Source organism: Lacticaseibacillus salsurae, assembly GCF_045862175.1.
GTDB lineage: Bacteria > Bacillota > Bacilli > Lactobacillales > Lactobacillaceae > Lacticaseibacillus > Lacticaseibacillus salsurae.
In genome coordinates this window covers 1-23,688 of record NZ_BAAFZI010000038.1, presented here as the reverse complement: position 1 = coordinate 23,688, position 23,688 = coordinate 1, and the positions used below count along the sequence as shown (strand labels likewise).

The 23,688-nt window shown below is 50.3% G+C and carries 23 protein-coding genes; 10 read left to right on the top strand and 13 right to left on the bottom strand.

Annotation, left to right across the window (positions count from 1 at the left end):
* Positions 1-811: 811 nt before the first annotated feature.
* The 4 genes from ACKTSG_RS10335 to mutY form a co-directional block, all read right to left on the bottom strand.
* On the bottom strand, positions 812-1,345 hold the full coding sequence (locus tag ACKTSG_RS10335; RefSeq protein ID WP_407894497.1) for a DUF308 domain-containing protein: 534 nt from the start codon (positions 1,343-1,345) through the stop codon (positions 812-814).
* Between the two features lie 78 nt (positions 1,346-1,423).
* Positions 1,424-1,600, bottom strand: coding sequence for a hypothetical protein (locus ACKTSG_RS10330; protein WP_407894495.1), 177 nt, complete (start codon positions 1,598-1,600; stop codon positions 1,424-1,426).
* The gene (locus tag ACKTSG_RS10325) at positions 1,593-2,231 is read right to left on the bottom strand and encodes an NAD(P)H-dependent oxidoreductase (protein ID WP_407894493.1); all 639 of its coding nucleotides are present in this window, start codon (positions 2,229-2,231) and stop codon (positions 1,593-1,595) included. The genes ACKTSG_RS10330 and ACKTSG_RS10325 overlap by 8 nt, the downstream gene beginning before the upstream one ends.
* On the bottom strand, positions 2,231-3,286 hold the full coding sequence (gene mutY, locus ACKTSG_RS10320) for an A/G-specific adenine glycosylase (protein ID WP_407894491.1): 1,056 nt from the start codon (positions 3,284-3,286) through the stop codon (positions 2,231-2,233). The genes ACKTSG_RS10325 and mutY overlap by 1 nt, the downstream gene beginning before the upstream one ends.
* Positions 3,287-3,407: 121 nt before the next feature.
* Between mutY and ACKTSG_RS10315 the strand changes: the two genes are divergently transcribed.
* Entirely contained in the window at positions 3,408-3,731 is a 324-nt protein-coding gene (locus ACKTSG_RS10315) for a PTS sugar transporter subunit IIB (protein WP_407894486.1), read from the top strand.
* Between the two features lie 22 nt (positions 3,732-3,753).
* Here ACKTSG_RS10315 and ACKTSG_RS10310 read toward each other — a convergent pair whose 3' ends face one another.
* Positions 3,754-4,680, bottom strand: coding sequence for a DNA/RNA non-specific endonuclease (locus ACKTSG_RS10310; RefSeq protein ID WP_407894484.1), 927 nt, complete (start codon positions 4,678-4,680; stop codon positions 3,754-3,756).
* 9 nt (positions 4,681-4,689) lie between these two features.
* Complete coding sequence (locus ACKTSG_RS10305; protein WP_407894482.1) at positions 4,690-5,442, bottom strand: sunset domain-containing protein; 753 nt, start codon at positions 5,440-5,442, stop codon at positions 4,690-4,692.
* 161 nt (positions 5,443-5,603) lie between these two features.
* Between ACKTSG_RS10305 and ACKTSG_RS10300 the strand changes: the two genes are divergently transcribed.
* On the top strand, positions 5,604-6,170 hold the full coding sequence (locus ACKTSG_RS10300) for a cadmium resistance transporter (protein ID WP_407894480.1): 567 nt from the start codon (positions 5,604-5,606) through the stop codon (positions 6,168-6,170).
* A 58-nt stretch (positions 6,171-6,228) separates the two neighbouring features.
* On the opposite strand, the gene ACKTSG_RS10295 is transcribed toward ACKTSG_RS10300, so the two are convergent.
* The 3 genes from ACKTSG_RS10295 to ACKTSG_RS10285 form a co-directional block, all read right to left on the bottom strand.
* Positions 6,229-6,369: a hypothetical protein gene (locus ACKTSG_RS10295; protein WP_407894479.1), complete on the bottom strand. Its 141-nt coding sequence runs from the start codon at positions 6,367-6,369 to the stop codon at positions 6,229-6,231.
* 230 nt (positions 6,370-6,599) lie between these two features.
* Positions 6,600-9,707, bottom strand: coding sequence for an AAA family ATPase (locus ACKTSG_RS10290; protein ID WP_407894477.1), 3,108 nt, complete (start codon positions 9,705-9,707; stop codon positions 6,600-6,602).
* Position 9,708: 1 nt separating this feature from the next.
* Positions 9,709-10,827: an exonuclease SbcCD subunit D gene (locus ACKTSG_RS10285; RefSeq protein ID WP_407894475.1), complete on the bottom strand. Its 1,119-nt coding sequence runs from the start codon at positions 10,825-10,827 to the stop codon at positions 9,709-9,711.
* A 47-nt stretch (positions 10,828-10,874) separates the two neighbouring features.
* Here ACKTSG_RS10285 and ACKTSG_RS10280 point away from each other — a divergent pair, with 47 nt between their 5' ends.
* Complete coding sequence (locus ACKTSG_RS10280; protein WP_407894473.1) at positions 10,875-11,492, top strand: HAD family hydrolase; 618 nt, start codon at positions 10,875-10,877, stop codon at positions 11,490-11,492.
* Between the two features lie 73 nt (positions 11,493-11,565).
* Here the strand turns inward: ACKTSG_RS10280 and ACKTSG_RS10275 are convergent, their stop codons facing one another.
* Positions 11,566-13,188: an ABC-F family ATP-binding cassette domain-containing protein gene (locus tag ACKTSG_RS10275; RefSeq protein WP_407894471.1), complete on the bottom strand. Its 1,623-nt coding sequence runs from the start codon at positions 13,186-13,188 to the stop codon at positions 11,566-11,568.
* A gap of 152 nt (positions 13,189-13,340) precedes the next feature.
* Between ACKTSG_RS10275 and ACKTSG_RS10270 the strand changes: the two genes are divergently transcribed.
* The 6 genes from ACKTSG_RS10270 to ACKTSG_RS10245 all read left to right on the top strand — a co-directional run bounded on the left by ACKTSG_RS10270 (position 13,341) and on the right by ACKTSG_RS10245 (position 20,211).
* Positions 13,341-14,186: a DNA/RNA non-specific endonuclease gene (locus ACKTSG_RS10270; protein ID WP_407894469.1), complete on the top strand. Its 846-nt coding sequence runs from the start codon at positions 13,341-13,343 to the stop codon at positions 14,184-14,186.
* A gap of 86 nt (positions 14,187-14,272) precedes the next feature.
* Positions 14,273-14,776 (top strand): hypothetical protein, encoded by a 504-nt coding sequence (locus ACKTSG_RS10265; protein ID WP_407894467.1) that lies wholly within the window; start codon positions 14,273-14,275, stop codon positions 14,774-14,776.
* 185 nt (positions 14,777-14,961) lie between these two features.
* Positions 14,962-16,254 (top strand): ammonium transporter, encoded by a 1,293-nt coding sequence (locus tag ACKTSG_RS10260; protein WP_407894465.1) that lies wholly within the window; start codon positions 14,962-14,964, stop codon positions 16,252-16,254.
* Positions 16,255-16,338: 84 nt separating this feature from the next.
* Complete coding sequence (locus tag ACKTSG_RS10255) at positions 16,339-17,241, top strand: zinc-binding dehydrogenase (protein ID WP_407894463.1); 903 nt, start codon at positions 16,339-16,341, stop codon at positions 17,239-17,241.
* A 36-nt stretch (positions 17,242-17,277) separates the two neighbouring features.
* Positions 17,278-17,496, top strand: coding sequence for a hypothetical protein (locus tag ACKTSG_RS10250; protein WP_407894461.1), 219 nt, complete (start codon positions 17,278-17,280; stop codon positions 17,494-17,496).
* A gap of 966 nt (positions 17,497-18,462) precedes the next feature.
* Positions 18,463-20,211, top strand: coding sequence for a 1-deoxy-D-xylulose-5-phosphate synthase (locus ACKTSG_RS10245; RefSeq protein ID WP_407894459.1), 1,749 nt, complete (start codon positions 18,463-18,465; stop codon positions 20,209-20,211).
* Between the two features lie 140 nt (positions 20,212-20,351).
* Here the strand turns inward: ACKTSG_RS10245 and ACKTSG_RS10240 are convergent, their stop codons facing one another.
* Together ACKTSG_RS10240 and ACKTSG_RS10235 are read right to left on the bottom strand one after the other, a co-directional pair.
* Entirely contained in the window at positions 20,352-20,648 is a 297-nt protein-coding gene (locus tag ACKTSG_RS10240) for a PspC domain-containing protein (RefSeq protein ID WP_407894457.1), read from the bottom strand.
* A gap of 65 nt (positions 20,649-20,713) precedes the next feature.
* Complete coding sequence (locus ACKTSG_RS10235) at positions 20,714-21,601, bottom strand: NAD(P)H-dependent flavin oxidoreductase (RefSeq protein ID WP_407894455.1); 888 nt, start codon at positions 21,599-21,601, stop codon at positions 20,714-20,716.
* A gap of 171 nt (positions 21,602-21,772) precedes the next feature.
* On the opposite strand from ACKTSG_RS10235, the gene ACKTSG_RS10230 reads away from it, so the two are divergent.
* A complete protein-coding gene (locus tag ACKTSG_RS10230) occupies positions 21,773-23,116 on the top strand; it encodes an amino acid permease (protein WP_407894453.1) in 1,344 nt (447 codons plus the stop codon).
* A 151-nt stretch (positions 23,117-23,267) separates the two neighbouring features.
* Here ACKTSG_RS10230 and ACKTSG_RS10225 read toward each other — a convergent pair whose 3' ends face one another.
* A complete protein-coding gene (locus ACKTSG_RS10225; RefSeq protein ID WP_407894451.1) occupies positions 23,268-23,597 on the bottom strand; it encodes a hypothetical protein in 330 nt (109 codons plus the stop codon).
* Between the last annotated feature and the right edge of the window lie 91 nt (positions 23,598-23,688).

The window sequence follows — 23,688 nt, the reverse complement described above, 5'->3', positions numbered from 1 at the left end:
CTCGTTTATCTTTTGGTTTGGTCGCTTAAAGCATAACACTGGAGGGAGTAGGTGTTTTTGTGTTATCTAAAAAGGCCTAAAACTTCCAGCGTTGAAGTACTCTTCAACACCAAAAATTTTAGACCCGCTTTTTTGGTCGGTATCTTGACTATTTTAAAAAAGCGCTTGCATTTTCAAAACTAAGGTGCTATACTGCACTTCTCAACAAAAGCAAACGTAAGAGTAGGTACCTTTTGTTGAGGAAAAGCACGAAGCAAAGCAAGGCGGTTAGGTACATCGCACAAGCTTTGTGGCAGCAAAGTCACCATGGGGCCGTAGCGTGGTGATATGATTTCCGTGGGCCTTAAGAGCGCTGGCGTACCGAAGAAACTAGTCAGATGTAACTCCGGCAAAAAGTGAGTCACAGAAGCGACCCATCGCATGTATCGATCGACCAACACAAGTTGAGCATTGAGACCACTGTCGCGCGGTTTCGTCCAATGACTCCTCAAGTTTGGCCATGACCGGTCCCTGTGATGCGTCGGATTGTGCAAAACCCGGGATCCACCTGCACCATGCTTTACCCACAGTGAATTTGAGCTGTGGCCGAAGGAGTGCCCACGGGCATGACAACGTGTGACCTTAAATGACTTCACCGTCACACTTCACAGACGTAAACTAAGGCACCTAAATTGGCGCAGTAGGCACTTTTTCAACGTTCGGTTGAAAAAGTGCCTATTTTGTTGGCTAGAAGGTCGAAACATCACCATCGCCACGACAGAAAAAAAGGCCAAGACAAGCGCTTGGCCTTTTGAAACTGACGATATTTAAGTTAATTGTGCTTGGCGCGGATGGCAGTGACGACTTCCATCACGGCCATCACTAACATCAACGCACCAGTGGCTTGAAACAATACCAATACGGCATGAAACGGGTTGAGCAACAACACGGCACCGGCGATGATGATGACCACCCCATAAATGATCTGCGGAATTGGCGATACATTGATGAAGCGTTGATCTTTCTTAGCCGTGGTGACTTTATTGATCCCAAACAAGATCACCAAGATGCCGATCAATGCTGGTAGCATACTGATCACTGGTTTCAACAATACCGCCACTAACAATGCGGCGATCAGCAAAGTGACGCCGCGAGTCAGCGCCCAGCCACCGATGCCAGTGGCGCGGCGTTGCTTGAGGCCATTGAACAAGTCTGGGATCGCCGCTGCCAACAAAGCCGCAACGATCACCCATTTAACCACGGTATACACCGTTGACGGTAGGATCAAAAACCATAGCCCGACCACTGCTAAGACAATCGTACGGGCTAACGTTGAAGCAAATAATTGGTTGATTTTCGCTACCATAATCGAACTCCTTTTGAACTTGTTACCTTCATCTTACCAAATCATGGCGTTTATGCCTCGGTCTAATGGCTGAACTTCTTACCAGCCTTCGTGATCCCATAAGATTCCATCAAGTTCACCTTGCGCTTGTTCAATGCGCTGGTCTTGTTCTTGGATAAATTGCGCCAGTTGCGTGTAAAATGCGACATCTTCATAGGTTTGACTGTCTGTTGCCAAACGCTTGGCTTCTGCTAACAACCATTCACTTTCATTCATCGCGTTGTGCCTCCTTGACGCTAGCACGCAAACTTTCAAGATGAGCTTGTCGCTGTTGCAGCGTTTCTGCCAGTTGCGTCGCTTCTGGGCGTTTGGCCAACGCCTCAAGCCACCACTGACTCAGCGTTGAAAAATGGGTATCTGGCAGGCTCAAGAATTGTTGATAGCGGATCAACAAACTTTGCCGCGCCGCTTCCGACATGCGCGCAAACTGCGCGACCACTAATGGCGGCACCCACGTCATGTCGCAAGTGTTGGCTAACGCAACATAAGGCGACAACAAGTCAGACAGCGTTACGCCCACTGCTGCGCCTGGCTGATAGTCGTGTAACTGCCGGCCAAGGGTCACCACTGCTGCCAATTGTTTATGCTTAAGTTGGTTGGCAAAATCCACTGACCACACTTCATTCAACCATTTCGGCAAAGTGCTTGGGGCTTGATACCAATACAAAGGAAACTGCAAAATGATGCGATCAGCTTGCGTCAATAACGCGCGTTCTGCTTGCACATCAAAAGGCGCCACTAAAGGATGCCAAGTTGCATCTGCCACCAGTTTCGCCCCGGCTTTGAAAAAAGCTTGCGAACTGGAATCATCGATTTTCGGATGTGCCACCACGATCAAAGTTTTCATCAGTTTAAGGCCTCTTTCAATAATTTCTTTTGCACCGTCGGAATCGCCAAGGTTGAGATCTCTTGGCGTGGCACCCAACGGCCATTCAAGGCAGACACGGCAAATTCATCACCAGTGGCCACAAACAACGTCATTTGCCATTGGCGATGGGTGAAGGTATGTTTCACCATCGGCAACTGTGGATCGGTGAATGTCAGCTTCACGCCGCTGAGTTGTTGGAATTGCACACTAGCTGCAGCGGCATTATCCGCCTCAACTAAAGGAAACATCCACAAATTCGCCAGCATCCCTGTTTGTGGCCGTTGTACAAATAAGTAACCAGCCGGACTTTTTACCACTAACGCCGCATAAGGCACCACCACTGGCGGCTTTTTCTTGGTTTTCACCGGAAAATCTAACACTCGCCCAGTTTGTAGTGATTCATCAAATGCCGCCACTGGCGAATGCTTGGCGTCAGGATCTTTGGCACTCATGTATGACGATCCCAGATCCATGATCGCTTGATTGAAATCCCCTGGTCGATCGGGATCGATCACTTGGCGGATCACTTGATCAAAAATTTTGCGGGTCTTGGGTTGCGCGATATCCGCGTCGATACAAAATAACCGCGCAAACACGCGAAACGCATTGCCGTCGATCGCCGGCTCTACTTGGTTGAACGCAATGCTGGCAATAGCGCCAGCAGTATAAGGGCCGATGCCAGCAAGCTTGGTCAACTCAGCGACACTTTGCGGCCAAGCCCCTGCATGAACGCTCACGATTTGCTGGGCAGCTTTTTGCAAGTTGCGGGCGCGTGAATAATACCCCAATCCTTCCCAAGCTTTCAAGACTGACGCTTGAGGGGCATCCGCTAGTGCTTGCACCGTCGGAAATGCTGCCATGAAGCGGTGATAATACGGGATCACCGTATTGACTTGGGTTTGTTGCAACATGATCTCAGACACCATCACATGATAAGGGTCATGGTCTTGGCGCCATGGTAAGTCGCGCTTGTTTTGGTCGTACCAGCTTAGTAGCGTTTGGCGAAACGCTTGAATTTTGTCTTTATTCCACATAACTTCATCCTACGAAACCCAGAGATACTTTGCAACCGTAAGCAAAAACGTCCAGCAAAAGTAAGCGATTACTGACGAACTGATTTTGCGCTACAATACGTGCATAAAGAAGGTGACTTCAGTGGCTAAAATTTTATTAATGTGTGCAGGTGGCATGTCCACGTCGATCCTGGCCAAACACATGCAACAAGCTTCAACAGCATTAGGCCGCCAAGATGTCATTGTGGCGCGGCCGGCTGCAGATATTCGCAATCGCTTGTTGAAAGAAGCGCCGGACGTGTTGCTGATCGGCCCGCAGATCCGCTTTATGTTAAGCCAAATCGAATCTGCCGCAGAAGGCTTCGACTTGCCGATGACAGTGATGCCCAATCACGACTATGGGACCATGAACGGCGAAGCCATGATGGCATTGGCGATCAGTTTAATGCCAAATAAAAACGCCTGAAATTTTCCAGGCGTTGAAACGCTCAATTGGTGGTGCTGGTGCCAGTGGCATAATCGATACGATAGCCTGATTCCACGTTAAAAATGTACACGTTGAAATGGATCGAATTATCGCCGATACTTTTTGCCCGCATTTGCACCCCACGGGCAACCAACTCATTGCCGCGATACCATGGCTTGACTTCATAGCGGACAAAATGGCTGCTAGAAGCTTTCAAATAAGTGGCAATATCCATTTCATGTGCCAACATCAAAGGGTTGTTCAGCGACATGGTGCCAGTGATCAAGTTTTTGGGGTTATTGTTTTCCCCACTTAACTGAAAGCCGATCAAATGACTGCGATTGTACAACCAGCCATGAGCCGTGCGCCGGTTGTGCCAGCCAGTTGGATCCCATGTTAAGCCTTCGCGCTTTTGCGTAGGCATCAAACTTTGATTCAATAAGGCGTTGGCATCAACGGCGCGATTCAAATTATCCAAATCAGTGTAACGCTCCCAAGCGCCATTAGCAGTCGCCAAGTCGGCAGCGGAAAAACCAGGATCATCCCCATTGATGACGATTTCTTGTTGGCCCGCATAATTGCGGTTGGCCAAATTCTCTTGCGCTTGAGCTGCTTGAGCTTGGGCAGTGGCAGCAGCGTGTTTGGCTTCAGAAGCCGACTTGGCGGCAACTTCAGAATTGACTTTAGCAGCAGACGCTTTTAATTCAGACTCATCTTCTGAGGCATCTTTGGCTTGGTTGTGATCGCGAGAAAGCCGTTTTTGTAAGCTCGAGATCTCTTTTTCTAAGCTGGCGTTGGCGGCACTTTTGGTGGCGACGACGCGCGACTGCGAACGGTTGAGCTTGGTCAAATGACTGATCGAGCTGACTTGCGCGTCACTGGCAGTTTTTTGGCCGCAGCCCGTCAACACCGCAACAGTCATTAATAATGCAGTAAGTAATTTTTTCATGAGCTCCCCTTAACGCTTGGATTTGCGGTAACCAGCAGCGATAGCTTGTTGCTCGGTGTCAAAATAAACCGCATTACTTGAATTCATTTGGTAACCAGCTTGACCAGGCACGTGATAAATATGGGAATTCACATTGCCGACGATTTTTTGCGCATTGCCGGTGTTCATATCGCCACGATTCACTGGGGCTGGATGGTTTGCCGCCGCGGCGGCTTGAGTAGCTGCTGCTTGACTAGCCGCTTGGCTTGAGGCAACCGCGGCTTGACTTGACGCACTGGCTGCTTGCTGACTGGCTTCAGCCGCTTGCGACGACGCTTTGGCTGAGCTTGACGAAGCGGCAAGACTTTCGGATTGTGCTTGTTTAGATTCTGCAGTGGCGATCGAACTGCTAGTGGCGTCGCGTTGGCTTTGCGCTTTGGTTTTAGCGGCGTCGGCTTTTTTGACTTGGGCTAACAATAAGCGCTGTTGCTTGGCTAACTTGGCATGCCGTTTGTCAGCGGCGGCAGCTTTGGCATCCAGAGTTTGATCCAATTGCAACGCGTGTTGGATCTTGCTGGCGGCTTGCGCTGGGGTCAAGTCCGTTGCCGGCGCTGTCATCACCATGCCGATCAAGCTGATCACCAATACCCCTAGGCTGATCAAGCCATTGCGACCAAAATGTTGCCGTGTTTGCTTGTTGAACCAAGCGATCCCCAAGCGCCCGCCAAAATACAGCGCCGCAAAGAATCCGCCGATCAGCAGGATCATAAATACATTAAACATTCATTCACTCCTCCATTGGTGTTAGCTTTATCATACCTAATATTCACCAATGCGAATAGCATCCTTGACGACTTCTCATTAGAATCTTTCAAAAACCCTGAAGCGTGATTGAATTCCCGACAGTCGGCGCTTATACTAGCCTTCATGAAAGTAGGGATCGCATGACTTATTGGGTATTGGCGTTGACGTTTTTCAGCGTGAATTTGGATTTTTTCTTTATTTTGTTATTTCTGCTCAAGCAATATCGCTTCAGCCAAGTGTTATTAGGGTATTGGTGCGGGATCTTGGTGTTGATGAGTGCCAGTTTTCTCGTAGGCAAAACATTAGCGACTTTTTTGCCAGAATGGGCATTAGGCCTTTTAGGGCTGCTACCGATCTACATGGCTTTGCATGATGACGACGACGAAGCTGACCAAAATTCCAGTGTCCATGCGCCGGTGATCACGGTATTCATCACGTACTTATCGGTTTGTGCCGGATGTAACTTGGCGATTTTTTTGCCGGTATTGGCTGGCGAATCATGGACACAATTCGGGCTCACATTGATATTTATCAGTGCCTTGACGGTGATGATCGTATGGTTGATCAAAGCACTGGCGGACTTGCCGGCAGTCACCCGCGTGTTGGATCGCTTCGGCGAGCGTTTAATGAAAGTGATCTATGTGGCCATTGGTTGTTATGTGTTTTGGGATAGTGGCTTGATCCATCACCTGATCAGCTGGATCTAAAAAAAGACCCGATCAAGCGATTGCTTGATTGGGTCTTCGTGTTAATACGATCTGGATACTACTTCTCATTTTCGAGCTTCTCGGCTTCGTGGTCGATTGTAGCAAATCCGGACTCGGTTTTCTTAACTGGATGTTCGGAACGTTCCTTTTCAGCTTCTTGGATCAATTCCTTACGTTCTGCTTTACTGAGTTTTGCCATGATTCTCGCCTCTTATTCATCAGAATTAGAGTTGAGGGGGTTGTTGGCTCTCTCTCGACACTCTTGTTATACCACGAATCGTTAGCAAAGGTAAGCATTGATTGCTAACCCAAGCTCACAAAACCCTAGCATCTGCGCCTAAAAGCCGGCGATAAGCCTTATTGGTAAAGGGTTTTCAAACCACATCCTACGTTTTGCTTAAGTTGCTAGCTGCCTTTGGCTCATGGGGCTTATTTGCCTAAATGCACCACATCGATATGACTGTCCCCAGCCCCTGTTGGCTTGACTCGCAGTTGATCGGGGATGCCGGTTTGCAGCGATTCCACATGGGAAATGATGCCGATCATGCGTGATTGCCCTTCAATGGATTCCAACGCTTCAAGGGCAGTATCCAAAGAGCTTTGATCCAGTGAACCAAAGCCTTCATCAATAAACAAGGCATCAATGGAGACCCCGCCGGCTTGTTCTTGGATCACTTCACATAAGGCCAATGCCAACGCTAATGCGGCGATAAACGATTCCCCACCAGACAAGGTGTGCACTGAGCGGGTTTCGCCGACTTGATCATCATACACATCGATTTCCAAACCAGAGTCATTCTTATAACTGCCTGGTTCTTGATGCAAGGTCAATTGGTAGCGGCCATCCGATAAACCTTCCAAACGCTTATTGGCCACCACTAGCACTTGTTGCAAGTAGGTCCGCAAAACGTAACGCTCCAGTGATAACCGTTGGGCATTGTTGCCATTGACCACTGCAGCTAAGTTTTGCAAGGCAATATTTTCTGCCAGCGCTGCTTGATTGTCGTGATATTCTTGTTGGATCGTCGTCACCAGCGCTTGGGCTTGCGTCAAAGCGTGTTGCGCAGCGGCGGTTTGTTGCGCCGCTTGAGTGTTGGCCAATTCTGTGTCATGGCGCGCGGTGGTCAAGGCCGGCAAGTCAGGTTCAGGCTGATCGCCGATTTGCGCTTCTGCAGACGCTTTTAAGGCAAGTTGTTGGGCGCGTTTGGTTTTTGCCGCTGAGAGCTGCTGTTGCAACTCAGGGATCTCATCACTTGCAGCCAGCAGTTGCGCAAACGTTTGCGCGTCACATTGTCCGTGCGCTTGCATCGCCGCGTCGAGTTTGCCTTGCGCCGCATTTAGCGTCGTTTGGACGCTTTCAAGTTGCGCGTTGTGATCGGCAATACTGGTGGTCAAGCGCGTCAAAGCTTGGTTGGCTTGTTGTAAAGCTTCGGCGTTGTCAGCAGTGGCTTGTTCATAAACTGAAAGTTGCTGCTTTAACGCATTTTGCTTGGCGACCACAGCTTCTAAGTTGAGCTCGGGAGTTTTGAGTGCTTGTTGCGCCGCTTGAACTTGGGCTTTGATGCCTGCGAGTTCAAGGGCTTGTTGTTGCACTTGGGCTTTGGTGTCATCGACTTTGTGCTGGGCGGCTTGAACTTGCGCGGCTAACTGCTCGGCTTGTTGGCGCAAGTTTTGACTTTGGGTCACCCACTGCTGTTGTGCAAAGCGCAAGGCGATCAATTGTTGGCGTAAAACGTTTAAAGTGGTTTCAGCGTCAGCTTGCGCCAATTCACCGGCTTGGCTTTGGATCACTTGGGCGCTGTCTTGGATATCTTGGGTCAATTGCTTGAGTTGTTGATCCAAGCGCGCCGTTAACGCTTCGGCTTGCGCCAGTGTGGATGACGCCGCCATGCGCTTGGTGTCAGCTTGTTTTAATGCCGCTGGCGTCACGGCTTCGCCGGCTTGAACCGTTGCCGGATGGGGATGATCCAAGCTGCCACATACTGGACATGGCGCATTGGCGGATAATTGTCCAACTAACGCAGCAATTTGATTGGTGAGGCTTTGATCATGCAGCAGTTGATAATGGTCATTTGCCGCAGCGGCTTCAACTTGCGCGTGTTGGAATTGGGTTTGTGCATCGGTCAATTTAGCTTGGACCTCAGCGACACGCTGGCGGCTTTGTTGCCAAGTACGCGCAGTCGCTGACAAGCCGGCAGTCAGCTTTTCTAGATCTGCCAAGGCTTGGGTTTGATCAGACTTGGCCAAGTCAGCTTGGGCTTCTTGATTAGCCGCTTGTCGGGTCAACAAAGCTTGATACGCCGTCAAAGCCGCCGCGGCAGTTTGGCTGAGTTGTTGATGCAACGTTTGCGCTTTTATTTGGCTTTGGTGCAAGTCGGCAAGCTGTTGCAATTGGTGTTTGGTATCGGCCAATTGGGTCAGCTCATTTTGAGCGGCTTTGATCGCTGGTGCTTGCGCTTGTAGGGCAAGTTGTTGGGCTTGCGCTTGGGTCAATGCATGTTGGGCTTCGGTTTGTTCAGCGTTGGCTTGGGCCACTTGGTTCAACAGCTGCTGGCGATTGGCTTGGCCATTGGTGATTTGTTCGGCAACCGGTTGCCATTCATGAGCCCATTGCAGATCTTCAAGCCGCTTGGTTTGACTGGCCAAATGCGTGGCTTGTTGGTCTAATTGCGCCAAAGCGCTATTGGCTTGATGCAAATGCGTAAACGCTTGAGCCAAGGTACTACCAGATTGATACGCCAAGTTGGCTTGGTCGTAAGCAGCTTTGGCCGCATCAAAATGGGTTTGTAAACTCGCCACTGCGGCAGTTTGATCGGCCAGTTGGGCTTGCATCAACGTGATTTTATCGGCTAGCGTGGCTTGATCGTCAGGCTGGTGGTCACCATAATCAAATTGCGAACTCAGCGTTTCTAGCCGCGCTTGTTTGGCATCTAAAGCCCGGCTTTGTTTTTTGGCGGCAGTTTGAATGCTGGTTTGCCAGCGCAAATACAGATCCGTGCCAAATAAATGCCGCAACAAGTCGGCTTTGGCATCGGAATTGGCGTCTAAGAATTGGCGAAATTTGCCTTGCGGAAGTAACACCATTTGCCGAAATTGATTGGCGTCTAGTTGCAATAAACTGTCGATGCGCGTGCGCACGGTTTGCACTTTGGTCAACTCATCGACTTCAGCGCCATCAACGAAAATTTTCAATGAGACTTTAGCCGCTACATTGGTCAACCCTTCGCCGCGCTTTTTGGCCAACAATTGTTCCGGCGCGCGGGTGATCAAATATTTGCGGCCGCCATGGGTGAACGACAAGGTGACTTTGGTGGGTTCTTCAGGCGTCGCAAAATTAGCGCGCATTTCATTGCCTGAACGCTCCCCGCCTGTGGTCGTACCATATAACGCAAACACCAACGCATCAAAAATCGTGGTTTTGCCAGCGCCAGTTTTGCCGCTGATCAAAAACAATGGCGTGGTGTCAAAGGCTTCAAAGTCCACCTGCTCATCGCGATAAGGCCCGAAATTTTGCATGTGTAATTGTAAAAGGCGCATGTCAATCCTCCTTTTGAGCCATGGTCAAAGCTTGCTTGGCCCAATGCAGCTGTGCGTCAGTCAGTTTGCTGTCTGACACATGATCATAAAAATCCCCTAGCAATTCCGTCGGCGACAGTTGCTTGAGTTTGGCCACTGTAGGCCGATCCGACAGCTGCACCCCGTGTTGGCGATCCAAGCCGATCACTTGGGGAAAGATCTCGCGCAACTGGGCCATGACGTTTGGGATCACTTCTGTATCGGTCAACGTGATGGCCGTATACGCATCACGATCAAGCTCACGATAAAAAGCCGGATCGCTGAGATGTTCAAAACTGTCTGTGAGGTGTTGCAAGTCGCGTTTCGGCGCTAACGGCACGAATTTGCGCGACATGTCGTCTGTATCCAAAATGTAGACGCCTTTTTCTTGCGCCACTTCAGAAACTGAGTATTTCAACAAGCTGCCTGAATATTGGATCTTTTCGGCGTCTAGGGCATGACGACTGTGCAAATGGCCTAATGCCACATAGTCAAACGGCGCCAAATCCGCTACTGCCACGGCATCCAAGCCGCCAACATTGACGCGGGTCTCAGAATCTGAGTGTTCACTGCCTGCTGCAAAAAAGTGCCCCACTAAAATATGCCGTTTGTCTGGGGCAAACAAGGTCTGCATTTTGGCCACCACTGGCACCATCGCTTTGGCGATATTGGTCAGGCTGTCATCGTCAAAATACAACCGTGCCGCCACTGGTTCAAAATATGGCAACAAGAAAAACTGGCTGTCGCCTAAGATCACCGGCGCAAAGGCTTGATCCAGTTGGGTGTTTAAATACAGTTGTGTGGTCGCATACCAATCGCGGCCAGTATTCAAGCGCACTGCCGAATCATGGTTGCCTGATACCACCAGCAATGGATAATGCCGCTGGCGGTTCAATTCAAATAACATGTCATTAACCATTGAAACGGCGGCTTCGTTAGGCAACGCGCGGTCATACAAATCGCCAGCGACGATAATGGCATCGACTTTTTCGGCGGCGGCAACGTTCACCAAGCGCTTAAAAATGGCTTGTTGGTCGTCTAACAGATCAAACCCAGCGAGCTTTTTGCCGATGTGCCAATCTGCCGTATGCAAAATTTTCAAATTGAGTCAACTCCTTTGGTATACTGAGGGTGAAGGGAAGTGCTTCCATGTCTGCATTTATTTTTGATATCGACGGGACTTTGATCGATTCCGTCACCATGTACTTAAAAGGCCTCCAAGATACGATGCGGCGTTATCACCGTGATTATACCCTTGAACAGCTGGCTTTCTCCAATGGCATTCCGTCTCAAGACACTGCCAAGCGCTTAGGCTTCAGCGGCCAAGACGCCACCAAAATGATCGATCAATGGATCAACGACTCAAAAGCTTATGCGACAACAGTCGATTGGATCGCTGGCATGCCTGAGACTTTGAACAAACTGCGCCAAGCCGGCCACAAACTTGGCATCGTGACGTCAAAAGCCGCGCCAGAATTTACGTTAGATGATCAGCGGTATCATTTCAGCGATTATATCGATACTGCCGTTTTGGCGCATGACGCCAAGCGCAACAAGCCTTTTGGCGATCCGATCTTATTGGCCTTACAGCGCTTGGGCGTGGCCACCAAAGACGCCATTTATATCGGCGACACCGTGACGGACTCACGCGCAGCCCTTGACGCCAAAGTGCCTTTCGCCTTGGCCACTTGGACCAATCAGCCCAGTACCGACTTGCAGCCGATCGCTTATGCGCTGAAAACACCAGCAGACTTACTGACATTATAGTCGATATTTAAAGCCGCCACAAAACAAGCGCGCCACCTCAACCAATCGAGGTGGCGCGCTTGTTTACACGCGTTTAATAAATGTCTTGGACTTGCTTTTGGGCCACTTCATGGGCCATAAATTCATCATACGTGGTATCAGCACGATCGACGACGCCTTTAGGGCCGACTTCGATAATGTGATCGGCGATGGTTTGGATAAACTGGTGATCATGTGACGTGAACACAACAGCACCTGGGAAATCGATCAACGCATCGTTTAAGCTGGTGATCGATTCCAGATCCAAATGGTTGGTCGGGTCATCCATCAACAAGACGTTGGCTTTGCTCAACATCATTTTGGCCAAATACGAGCGGACCTTTTCGCCACCAGATAACACGGTGACTTTCTTCAACGGTTCGTCACCGCGGAACAACATTTGCCCTAAAAAGCCTCGCAAGAAAGTGTTGTCAGACTCTTCTTTAGAGGCAAACTGCCGCAACCATTCTAGGATGTCAAAGCGTTCATCCGAAAATTCTGGATTCAAGTCTTTTGGCATGTAAGCCCGCGCAGTGGTCACCCCCCAAGTCACCGTCCCAGTATCAGGCTTGATGGCCCCAGCAATCACTTGCATCAAGTAGCTGGTGGTGACATCAGAACGCGAGATCAACGCGGTTTTGTCGCCTGGGCGCAAAATGAAGGACACATTGTCGAGGACTTTTTCGCCTTCGACTGTCAACGAGACATTTTCCACGCGCAACAAGTCATTGCCTAATTCGCGCTCTGGCACGAACTTGATAAACGGATACTTACGCGATGATGGTTTGATATCATCTAAGGTGATTTTTTCTAATTGTTTCTTACGTGACGTGGCTTGCTTGGATTTCGAGGCGTTCGCTGAAAAACGCGCCACGAATTCTTGCAGCTGCTTGATCTGTTCTTCTTTTTTGGCGTTGGCGTTAGAGCGCAGTTGTTGGGCCAACTTGGAAGATTCCATCCAGAAGTCATAGTTACCGACAAACATTTCGATCTTACCAAAGTCCACATCACACATCATGGTGCAAACGGCGTTTAAGAAATGCCGGTCATGGCTGACCACTAAAACGGTGTTGTCGTAATCGGCTAAGAAGTCTTCCAACCACGCGATGGTTTGCGGGTCAAGCCCGTTAGTCGGTTCATCTAACAGCAACAAGTCAGGCTTACCAAACATCGCTTGGGCTAACAAGACTTTGACTTTCTCGCCTTCTGGCAGTTCTGCCATCATGGTTTGGTGTTGGGATTCTGGGATGCCCACCGATTGCAACAGTTGAGACGCATCAGATTCAGCGTTCCAGCCGTCCATTTCGGCAAATTCACCTTCAAGTTCGGCGGCTTTTAAACCATCTGCTTCAGAAAAATCTGGTTTGGCATATAAGGCGTCTTTTTCAGTCATCACTTCATAAAGCCGCGTCCAGCCTTGAAGCACCGTGTTCATGACCGTTTGATCATCAAACGCAAAGTGATCTTGACGCAGTGCGCTCATGCGTTCATTTTGATCCATCGAAACGGTCCCAGTGGTTGGCGTGAGCTTGCCTTCAAGGATCTTCAAAAAGGTCGACTTGCCGGCCCCATTAGCCCCGATGATGCCGTAGCAGTTGCCCGGCGTGAATTTCAAATTGACATCTTTGTACAAAGTTCGATCAGAAAACGTCATCGACACGTTGTTAACAGTAAGCAATCTTTTCCCTCGCGATCATTTTTTGACGTAATTTTTCACATTGCCCTTAATCATATCAGAAATAAAGCATCGCGACAATCTATAGTAGAAAAATTTCGCCGGCTCGATATTTTCATGGCTTTCTTGTACACTGGACACAAGGAGGCGCTCATATGTTGATTCTCGGGATCTTGCTGGTGGTCGCCGGCGCAATCGTTGGTTTAGGCAAAATGCCGCGCGCCAAAAAAGCCCGCGCACGCCGGCGTAAACTGGCTACCAGTTTAATTATTTTAGGCGTGGCGATCGGCGGTGGCCAACAAGTCCAACAAAAAGTCTTCGGCCCCAATGAAGCACCAGCAACCAACGCCAGCAGCTCGTCTTCACAAGGCACGACCCCAGGCGCTCCGACCAAAGGCGCCAATAACACCACTGCCCAGCCAGTCGCAAAACTGGCGGCGTTGACTTATAACGGCGATCAAGAGATCACCATTAACAACAATGATCCGGCGTTTGCCCAAAGCGAACTGTCCACTGCCTCTGGTGCTTGGACCACCTTTTCGAATTTAGATGCGCAAAACCGCGTCGGACCCGCAGAAGCGATGTTGAATCGCAGTATCATGCCCACCAAGCCACGCGAGGCGTTAAGTTGGGATCCTACTGGTTGGCATAACAAGCGCATCAATGGCCAATGGCTGTATAATCGCTCACATTTAATCGGCTTTCAGCTTTCCGGGCAAAACAATAACCCCAAAAACTTAATGACAGGCACCCGCGAACTGAACTCACCTTTGATGCAAGCGCATGAAGATGATATCGCCCATTACTTAAAGCAATCCACCAGCCATTATGTGCGCTATGAAGTGACCCCAGTATTTCGCGGCAGCGAGCTGTTAGCCCGCGGCGTGGCCATGCGCGCGCAATCCATTGGCGACAACACGATCCGCTTTAACGTGTATATTTTCAATGTTCAACCTGGCGTCGTGTTGAACTACGCAAACGGCACCAGCCGCGTGCAGTGACCTTAAAGTTCCGTCTCAAGGCTGACGCTTGAACGCTTGAATGCAGGTATACTCAAAGCGAATCTTCACTTGGAGGAGTGTCTCTTATGTCAAAAAAATCGGTTGAACAAGGCATCGATAGCCAAACTGCGATCAGCTTTTGGCACAAAAATGAACACCAAGCGCGCTTGACGGCTTTAGGGATCGCGATTTTGATCGGGGGATTGGCCTTGCCGATCGCGTTATCAAATGGGGCTGATAACTTAGGCGCTGGGCTGTATTTACTGGGCACCGCCATTGGGGTGATGCTGATCGTGGCACCGCGCATCAATCACGCCGATCATAAGCACCGCCGCGTGTTGATCGCCACTGGCACACGCCAGTTAGCCCAACAAGAATTATCCGCTTACCAACACCCGCGCATGATCGGGATGGTGTTTGGCATTGGCATGTGTATCGCGTCCATCGCCCCAGCAGTGATGTTGGATAGCGACTTTGGCGCGGCGATCTTCATGCTGTTTGTGGCGATCGGCACGTACTTTTTGGTATATGTGAATATCGTCGCTCACGGTTTCCGCCGCCTCACCCGCAAACGGGCCCGTTTGGTATAGCGTCAATCGATTCTGTCAGCATTGCTCACATTGAATTTTAATTTTTAAACGCCGTCAAATCGGCGTTTTTTTGTGCTTTCACCAATTTTTTCAGTGTCGCAATCGGTTTCAATCGCACCTATACCAAAAAGTGGGTTTACAATAACAAAAATTGTTAACGCGCGTGATTCGGGAGGCAACCAATTATGAATATCGCCAACACTGCTTTTGTTATTCTTGCCAGCGTTTTAGTTTGGTTCATGACCCCAGGCCTGGCCTTTTTCTATGGTGGGCTGGTGTCCAAACGCAATGTCGTCAATACCATGTTATCGGTGTTTTATATCACTGGCATCGCGATTTTGCTATGGGCTTTAGTCGGGTATGAGCTCGCCTTTGGCCCAGATATCGGCGGGGTCATCGGCAAAGTGCAAGGCTTATTCATGAATGGCATCAAGTTGACTAGCTTGCGGCCAGATCACCTCAGCGTCGGCACTTTTGCGTTATTTCAAATGATGTTTGCCATCATCACCCCGGCTTTATTTATCGGCGCCGTGGTTGGCCGCATGCGGTTTCGCTTTTTGACTTGGTTCATTATTTTGTGGAGCATTTTGATCTATTATCCGTTAGTCCACTTGATCTGGAGTCCCAACGGCTTAATGGCTAGCTGGGGCGTGTTGGATTTTGCCGGCGGGACCGTGATCCATATCAACGCTGGGATCACCGCGTTGGTACTGTCGTATTTTCTAGGCGCGCGGCGGTCCAAACAAACTGCCCCGAACAACCGCCCTTGGGTGTTGTTAGGGACCGCGATTTTGTGGATCGGCTGGTATGGCTTTAACGCCGGATCCGCCTTAGCGGCTAACAGCACAGCAGTCAATGCCGCGTTGACTACCAGCCTAGCCGCCGCCAGTGCCTTGGTGATGTGGATGTTTTTGGATGTTTATAAACACGGCAAACCAACCTTGATCGGCGTTTGTACTGGGGCGTTATGTGGGTTAGTCGGCGTCACCCCAGCTTGCGGGTATGTGACCTTGTTTGGGAGTTTTGCGATCGGCATTTGCGCGACTGCCACCAGTTATTTCTTCATCGAATACCTCAAACCGCGCTTGAAGATCGATGACGCCTTGGATGCTTTTGGGTGTCATGGGGTGTCTGGGATCGTCGGGTCGATTTTAACTGGCGTGTTTGCCACCAAAGCAGCCAACCCGGCGATCGCTGAAAATGGCTTGGCATATGGTGGCGGCTGGCACTTGTTTGGCGTACAGATCGCTGGCACTTTGGTCACGATCATTTTAGTGGCAGTGATGGCGATTTTGATCACCTTGATCCTCAAGCACTTTACCGCCATTCGCGTTACCCAACACGATGAAGCGGTTGGGTTGGACATTGCCGAACATGGCGAAGTCGCCGAATCTGGTAACGACGATTCCGATGTGTTGCGCTACCCAGATGAATTCTTAGGCCAAATGCGCGGCTTTGATCCGCGCTCACCAAAATAAAAGGCGTCAAAATTGCCAAATGCTCAGTTCCATTGCACAATAATGGTGTTGTCATCGTTGATTTGTGCAAGGAGGAGCATGACTATGCAAGCATTTGGCCTCAACCATCCCAATGGACAATTTATGCAAGTTGAAATTCCTGACCCCACCCCGCTACACGGCCAGTTAGTGATCCAGCCGCTTGCTGTGGGCTTAAACAACAAGGACCGCGCAGAACGCTTCAATGCGCCAAGCGGCCGTTTTACGATCCCAGGCCATGACGTCGCCGGTTTGGTGGTGGACGCTGGCACCACCGATTTTAAAGTCGGCCAGCGCGTTTTGGCCCACACCAATCGTGCATACGCCGATTTTGTCTTAGCCACGCCAGATACTGCTGTGGTCATGCCGCAAAGCTTGACCATGGCCCAAGCAGCGGCGTTGGTCACCCCAGGGATCACCGCTTGGCGGATCGTGCATCGTTTTGCCACGATCGAATCCGGCCAAACCGTGATCGTCAAAGGCGCCAATGGTGGCGTTGGCGCTTTGGTCGTCCAACTGGCCACAGCGATGGGCGCAGATGTCATTGGCATCGCCTCAGCGCGACATCAAGAAGCGGTGATCAAAGACGGCGCTTTGCGCGCAGTGCCTTATGACAATGCTGATTTGGTGTCGGTGTTGGCCAACGCTGGCGATATTGTGATCAACGTTGCCATGGATGGCGTCGGCTTTGCCGAAGATGTGGCCATGACGCGCTTAGGTGGCCAGCTAGTGACTGTCGCGCATGTCGACAGCCGCGCTTCAGATAAAGCCATCGACATCATTCATGTACATCCGGCATCTGAACCTTCTGACGCTACGGCTTTAGCCGCCTTGGCCCCAGCAGTGGCAGTGGGTCAATTGAAGCTTCAACTTGCCGACCCGCTGCCTTTTACCTTAGAAGGCATCCAGCAAGGCCACGAATTACTGGGCCAGCCGCATGATGGCCGCTTGGTGTTGGTCAAAGGCTGATTTCGGGTTATAATGGTGTCTTGAGGAGGCGCGATCATGCCATTCAAAAAATTGCGTAATACCGCCACTAAAATCAAAGCTGACACGCCAAAGCCGACGATTGAAGGCACCGTTTATTCGATCGTTTTTGGCGCCACGGCCATTGCTGGCTTGCTCAGCTTTGGTGTCTACAAGTTGTTGACCCCAGAACGGGTCATCGCCAAAAAGGCGAAAGCCACTGTTGCCAAGCATCGTGAACAAGAAGATCAGCATTAAGTTCTCTCGCCACCGCCTTGTGCGGTGGTTTTTTTGCGCTTGTGTCGGGTGGAGGTTGTTTGAATTCGGAACTCCGGTCGGTCGAGGTGGCCATAGTGAGGGTCCTCTGCCGAGCTAGCCGGGATGTCTCGCTACGCTCCCCACCCGCCGGATCTCGACTTGCGCAACGCTGTAGGCGATAAATCGCCAACAGCGTTCTCACTGTGGCCACCTCGACCGACCTCCGTTCCAAATTCAAACCAACTCCGTTATCTCTGCCATTAGATAACGGACACAATTTGATATCACTTAGGCACTAGTATGCCATACCGACTAGTGGCAACCGGATCATTTAGTGAACTTGATGGTTCAAGAAGATCCTTGGGCGATGGCGAACTGGCATCACGGAGGAAATGGCCTGTTGCTGTGACAGTAAAATCAAGTATGACGCCGAGTTTTGGCGGCATCCACAGCTTGCACCGGCAAATCATGAATCAGTGGGTTTTGCTGGTTCATGATCTAGGCGCTGTTATGGCGATTTCTGAAGCCGGCCGCACGGCAACTTGGCCAATTTTTCGCAGTGATGCCAATTTCCCGCAACCATGCGTGTTCCACCATGAGGCTGCCAGCATACAATGACAACAATCCAACGTAAAACTAGGACTAAACTAAAGCCTGGCTGTCTCCTAGTCGCTCATGCACAGGTCGTTTGGATCTGGGATGGAGATTGGCTCGTTGCGGCATCGTGAGATTTCCGTTAGCGATTTATCGCTTACGGAAAGCCGCAGGAAAAGATCCGGCGAAACAGGAGTAGCGAGACATCCCGGCTAGCTTTTTCGAGGACCCTCACCATGCCGCAACGAGCCAACCGGAATTGCAGATCCAAACGACCGGCCTAGCACGTTAGGCACTTTCAGGTGCGTTCTTGCACCAAAAAATATTTAAGTATAAATTAGATACTATTAAATGATCAGTGAAGGTGAACTTATGTCGATTTTAGAAACCATTAACCAACCTGCCGACTTGCGCCAACACAGCGCAGCCGAACTCCAACAACTTGCCGATGAGATCCGGCAATTATTATTGACCAAAGTTTCGGTCACTGGCGGCCATGTCGGGCCTAACTTAGGCGCAGTGGAATTGACCATTGCGTGGCATACGGTGTTTGACTCCCCACGCGACAAGATCGTGTTTGACGTGTCGCACCAAAGTTATACCCACAAGATCTTGACTGGCAGAAAACAAGCTTGGTTAGATCCTAAACATTATCACGATGTCTCAGGCTTCACTGAACCGCGCGAATCTGAGCATGACTTTTTCACCATTGGCCACACCTCAACAAGTGTCGGCTTGGCGTCTGGTTTGGCGTTGGCGCGCGATGCCAAACATCGCCATGATCACATTACAGCGCTGATCGGCGATGGGTCGCTTTCTGGCGGCTTGGCCTACGAGGCATTGGACAACGCCGCAGTGTTGAATCGCCAATTGCTGATCGTGGTCAATGATAACCAATGGAGTATCGCGGAAAACCATGGCGGCATTTACCAAAACTTGGCGCAATTGCGCAAAACCAACGGCCAAGCGGATCACAACTTGTTTAAAGCGCTGGGTTTAGACTACCGCTATGTGGCAAATGGCAATGATGTTGAAAGTTTGATTGCCGCGTTCAAAGCCGTCAAAGATATCGATCATCCTTTGGTGCTGCACGTCAATACCCAAAAAGGTCGCGGCTTCAAACCGGCTTTGGAAAATGAAGAAGCTTGGCATTGGCACGGCCCATTCAACTTACCAGACGGCTCACCAAAACAGGTCGCGCATGGGGAAAACTACTGGGATCTGATCTTGCAAGATCTCGATGAACATGTGCAAGCTGGTATGCCGATTTACGCCATGAATGCAGCAGTGCCTGGCGGGTTCCATTTGAAAACTTGGGCCGCCAAATATCCTCAGCGCTATATCGACGTGGGCATTGCCGAACAAGTTTCCATCACCTTAGCAGCCGGCATGGCCAAAGGCGGCTTGCGGCCTGTGGTATTTCACTCGGCCACTTTTTTACAACGCGCTTATGACCAGCTTTCTCATGATCTAGGGATCAACTCTTTACCAGTGGTGCTTATGATCAATGGTGGGCGCATTTCCGGCGGGGATCCGACGCATCAAGCTGACTTGGATCAAGCGGAACTAGCCAACATCCCCAACTTGAAATACTTAGCGCCGACCACCAAAGAAGACTTGTTGGCGCAACTTGACTGGGCTTTGACGCAAACAGCCGGTCCAGTGGCGATTCGCGTACCTAGCAACGGCGTGCACTCAGATCCTTTGGCAGCAGATTTTGCCCCGACTAAAATGCACATCTTGCATCACGGCAGCCAAGTGGCGTTGATGGGGTTAGGCTCGATGCGGCCTTTGGCAGAAGCGGTATTAGGCCAACTGGCCGCTTCTGGCATCAATGCCACTTTGATCGATCCGCGCAGCACCAATACCTTAGATCCAGCTGGCTTAGCGCAACTGCGCGGTTTACACAAGTTAGTGGTTACCATGGAAGAAGGCAGCTTGGATGGCGGCTTCGGCCAAAAAGTCGCGGCATACTTTGGCCCCACTGATGTTAATGTGTTGACGCTAGGCGCAGCCCGGCGGTTCAACCACAATGAAACCCGCGACGCGTTACTGGAAGAATTCAAGTTGACCCCAGATACCGCAACTCAAGCGATTTTAAAGGCGTTGAAAGAAATCTAACCAATTATGTAGGCTTCTCGTCAAACGCTGACGGGAAGCTTTTTGATTTACTGATATGTCGCGCGGTGAGAAACCCCAATACCGATTGGAAACGACAAAAGCGATCAGCCGCAGCTGATCGCTTTTTGATTTGATATCCGTTAAAAATCTGACCAATCGTCATCATCATGATGCTTTGGCGCATCGTCGTGTGCTTCAAAATGTGGTTCAGGATCGTCTTGAAAACGCGGTTCCGCTGGTGCTGCTTTAGGGATCAACAGCCACAAAATCAAATACAAGCCAAACCCACTGCCATATACGAAAAACGCTACCGCAAAAATGACACGAAAAATCACTGGATCGATGCCAAAGAAATCACCTAAGCCGCCACACACCCCACCGATCACGCTGTTGGTGCGCGACCGGCGTAATTGACGATAATTATTGTTTGCTGCCATGTTGACACCTCCTAGTGGCCTCATTATAGCATGTGCCACGTGAAAAAATTAATGCGTCGCAAGCCCTAATTTGCAAACAAACGCGAAACGATCGCCGCCACCGGCTCGATGCGCTTGACCATGCCAGCAATTTGCCCAGCCATTAAGGTGCCATGGTCAATGTCGCCAACGATTGCCCGCCGCAAGCTGCCATCCAGTATGCCGTGTAAGACTTTAACATCGGCGCCGGCTTGTTCAGCTTCAAAATAGCGCGTCGTTAACGGATTTTGCAAACAGCGCACGGCATCACCTAATGCGCGGCCAGTAACCACTGTGCTGGTGTCGCTGGCTTGGATCACCGCTTGTTTGTACGCCGACGAGATCGGCGTTTCTTCCGCCGCCAAAAACGCCGTCCCCACTTGCACCCCAACTGCGCCTAATGCTTGCATGGCTTGGACGGAGTGCGCATCATAGATCCCACCAGCCGCAAATACCGGCAAGTCCACGGCGGCGACGACTTGTTGGACCAAGGCCAAAGTGGTTTGCGTGCCGATATGGCCGCCTGACTCCAGGCCTTCTGCCACTAGCGCATCGACGCCTAATGCGGCCATTTTTTGGGCGACTTTGACATTGGGGATCACGGCGATCACTTTGGTGCCAACGGCTTGTAGTTGTTGGGCAAAGCGCTTCGGTGAGCCAGCACTGGTGGTCACCACCGGCACTGGATGGGCAAGCAAATAAGTCACCATGTCGACAATATTAGGTTGTTGCAACATTAAATTCACGGCAAAAGGCTGATCGGTTGCCGCGCGGATCTCAGCGACTCGCTGGGCCAATTGCTCTGAGGTCAAACCAGCCGTGGTCAACACGCCTAACCCGCCAGCTTTGGCAACGGCGATCACCAAGGGTGGCGTGGAGATCTGGGCCAAGGCGCCTTGGATCAAAGGATATTTCGTCTCTAAGATGTTCGTCATAAAAAGGTCCTTTCGTGAGCATATTCTACAATAAGAATAACCGCGTTGACGAGAAAACGCCACCATTTTTGATTTGTCTACGTTTTGAGACACGTGTTTGCCAAACGTGGATAAACGGCGTAAAATGGTGAACGTTGTTTTTCTCCCGTTAACGAAAGTGAGTCTTAATTCATGCAACGCAAACTCTCTGGCCGCCACATGCAAATGATCGCGTTAGGCGGCACTATCGGCGTCGGCTTATTTATGGGCGCCACCGCCACGATCAAATGGACTGGGCCTTCTGTGCTCCTCGCTTATGGCATCGCCGGCATTTTCTTATACTTGATCATGCGCGCTTTAGGCGAAATGTTATATGTTGATCCCACCACTGGCAGCTTTGCCAAATTTGCCAGTGACTATATGCATCCGGCGTTTGGCTTTTTGACGGCTTGGAGCAATGTGTTTCAATTCGTCGTCGTGGGGATGTCTGAAATGATCGCGATCGGCGAATACTTCAAATTCTGGTGGCCAGATCTACCTGGGTGGCTGCCTGGGTTGATCGCCATTGCGACTTTAGTCTGCGCCAACTTGATTTCTGTGCGGATGTTTGGCGAAATGGAATTTTGGTTTGCGTTGATCAAAGTAGTGACCATTATTTTAATGATCATCGCCGGTTTAGGGGTGATCATTTTTGGCCTCGGCCACGGCGGCAAACCGGTGGGCATCTCAAATTTGTGGACGCATGGCGGCTTTTTCACTGGCGGCGTCAAAGGGTTCTTCTTCGCTTTGGCGATCGTCTTAGGATCTTATCAAGGCGTCGAGTTGTTGGGGATCACTGCTGGCGAAGCCCAGAACCCGCGGCCGACCATCGTTAAAGCCGTCAAAGACACTGTCGGGCGGATCTTGATTTTTTATGTCGGGGCGATTTTTGTGATCGTGTCGATCTATCCTTGGAACCAACTGTCTGCCATCGGCTCACCTTTTGTGCAAACTTTCTCCAAAATCGGCATCACCTTTGCCGCTGCCTTGATCAACTTTGTGGTGATCACTGCGGCGCTATCAGGCGCCAACTCTGGGATCTACTCCGCCAGTCGCATGCTTTACACCTTGGCGGCGCAAAAACAGCTCCCGAAAAAATTCAAACTCCTTAATCGCCATGGGGTGCCGCTGTATCCAGTGCTTTTGATCGGTTTAGGTATTGGCTTAGGCGTCTTGCTCAACGCCTTATTGCCTCTGATCGCCCCAGCAGCTGGGAACGTGTTTGTGATGGTGTATTCCAGTTCGGTTTTGCCTGGGATGGTGCCTTGGGTGGTGATCTTAGTGTCTGAAACGCGCTTTCGCAAAGTCCACGCCGACAAAATGGCGGATCATCCGTTCAAAATGCCTGGCGCCCCTTACACCAACTATTTGACCTTGGCCTTTTTAGCGTTGACCTTGGTGTTTATGATCTTGAATCCGGAAACGCGAATCTCGCTGTTGATCGGGATGATCTACTTGGCCATCATCACCGCGATCTATTTCAAAAAATATGCCTAAAGTACACGAGGCTGAGACATAAAGCGGTTTTAGCCAATCACACAAGCGGCTCTGCACCACGATTCGAACTTTGGATCGCGGTGTAGAGCCGTTTGTGTGACTTGGCGGTGCTTTATGGAACGCGACTATGCGACTTATGTCTGGTCCACTTTTATTTTTTCACGGGTAAAATATTTTGCGTGATCAAAAAATTACTCGGTAACACCCCGCTAGTGGTTACGGTGACGCGCTTGGTGCCGGCATGCAAGTGCAAGTAATGGGATTTGCCTGCCAGGATGTTGATCGAATCTTCTAATTGATAAGTCTGTTTGTCTGCTTTAAGCGATACGGCATAGTGATAATCGCTATGTCGCTCTTCGACTCGGGTGACTTTAGTGATCTGCCCGGTATAAGTATGCCGCCCAAGTGTCGCCAAACCGACCCAAACCAACGCCACCAAAATGATCGGGTCTAAAATTTTTGGTGTTGAAGAGTACTTCAACGCTGGAAGTTTTAGGCCTTTTTAGATAACACAAAAACACCTACTCCCTCCAGTGTTATGCTTTAAGCGACCAAACCAAAAGATAAACGAG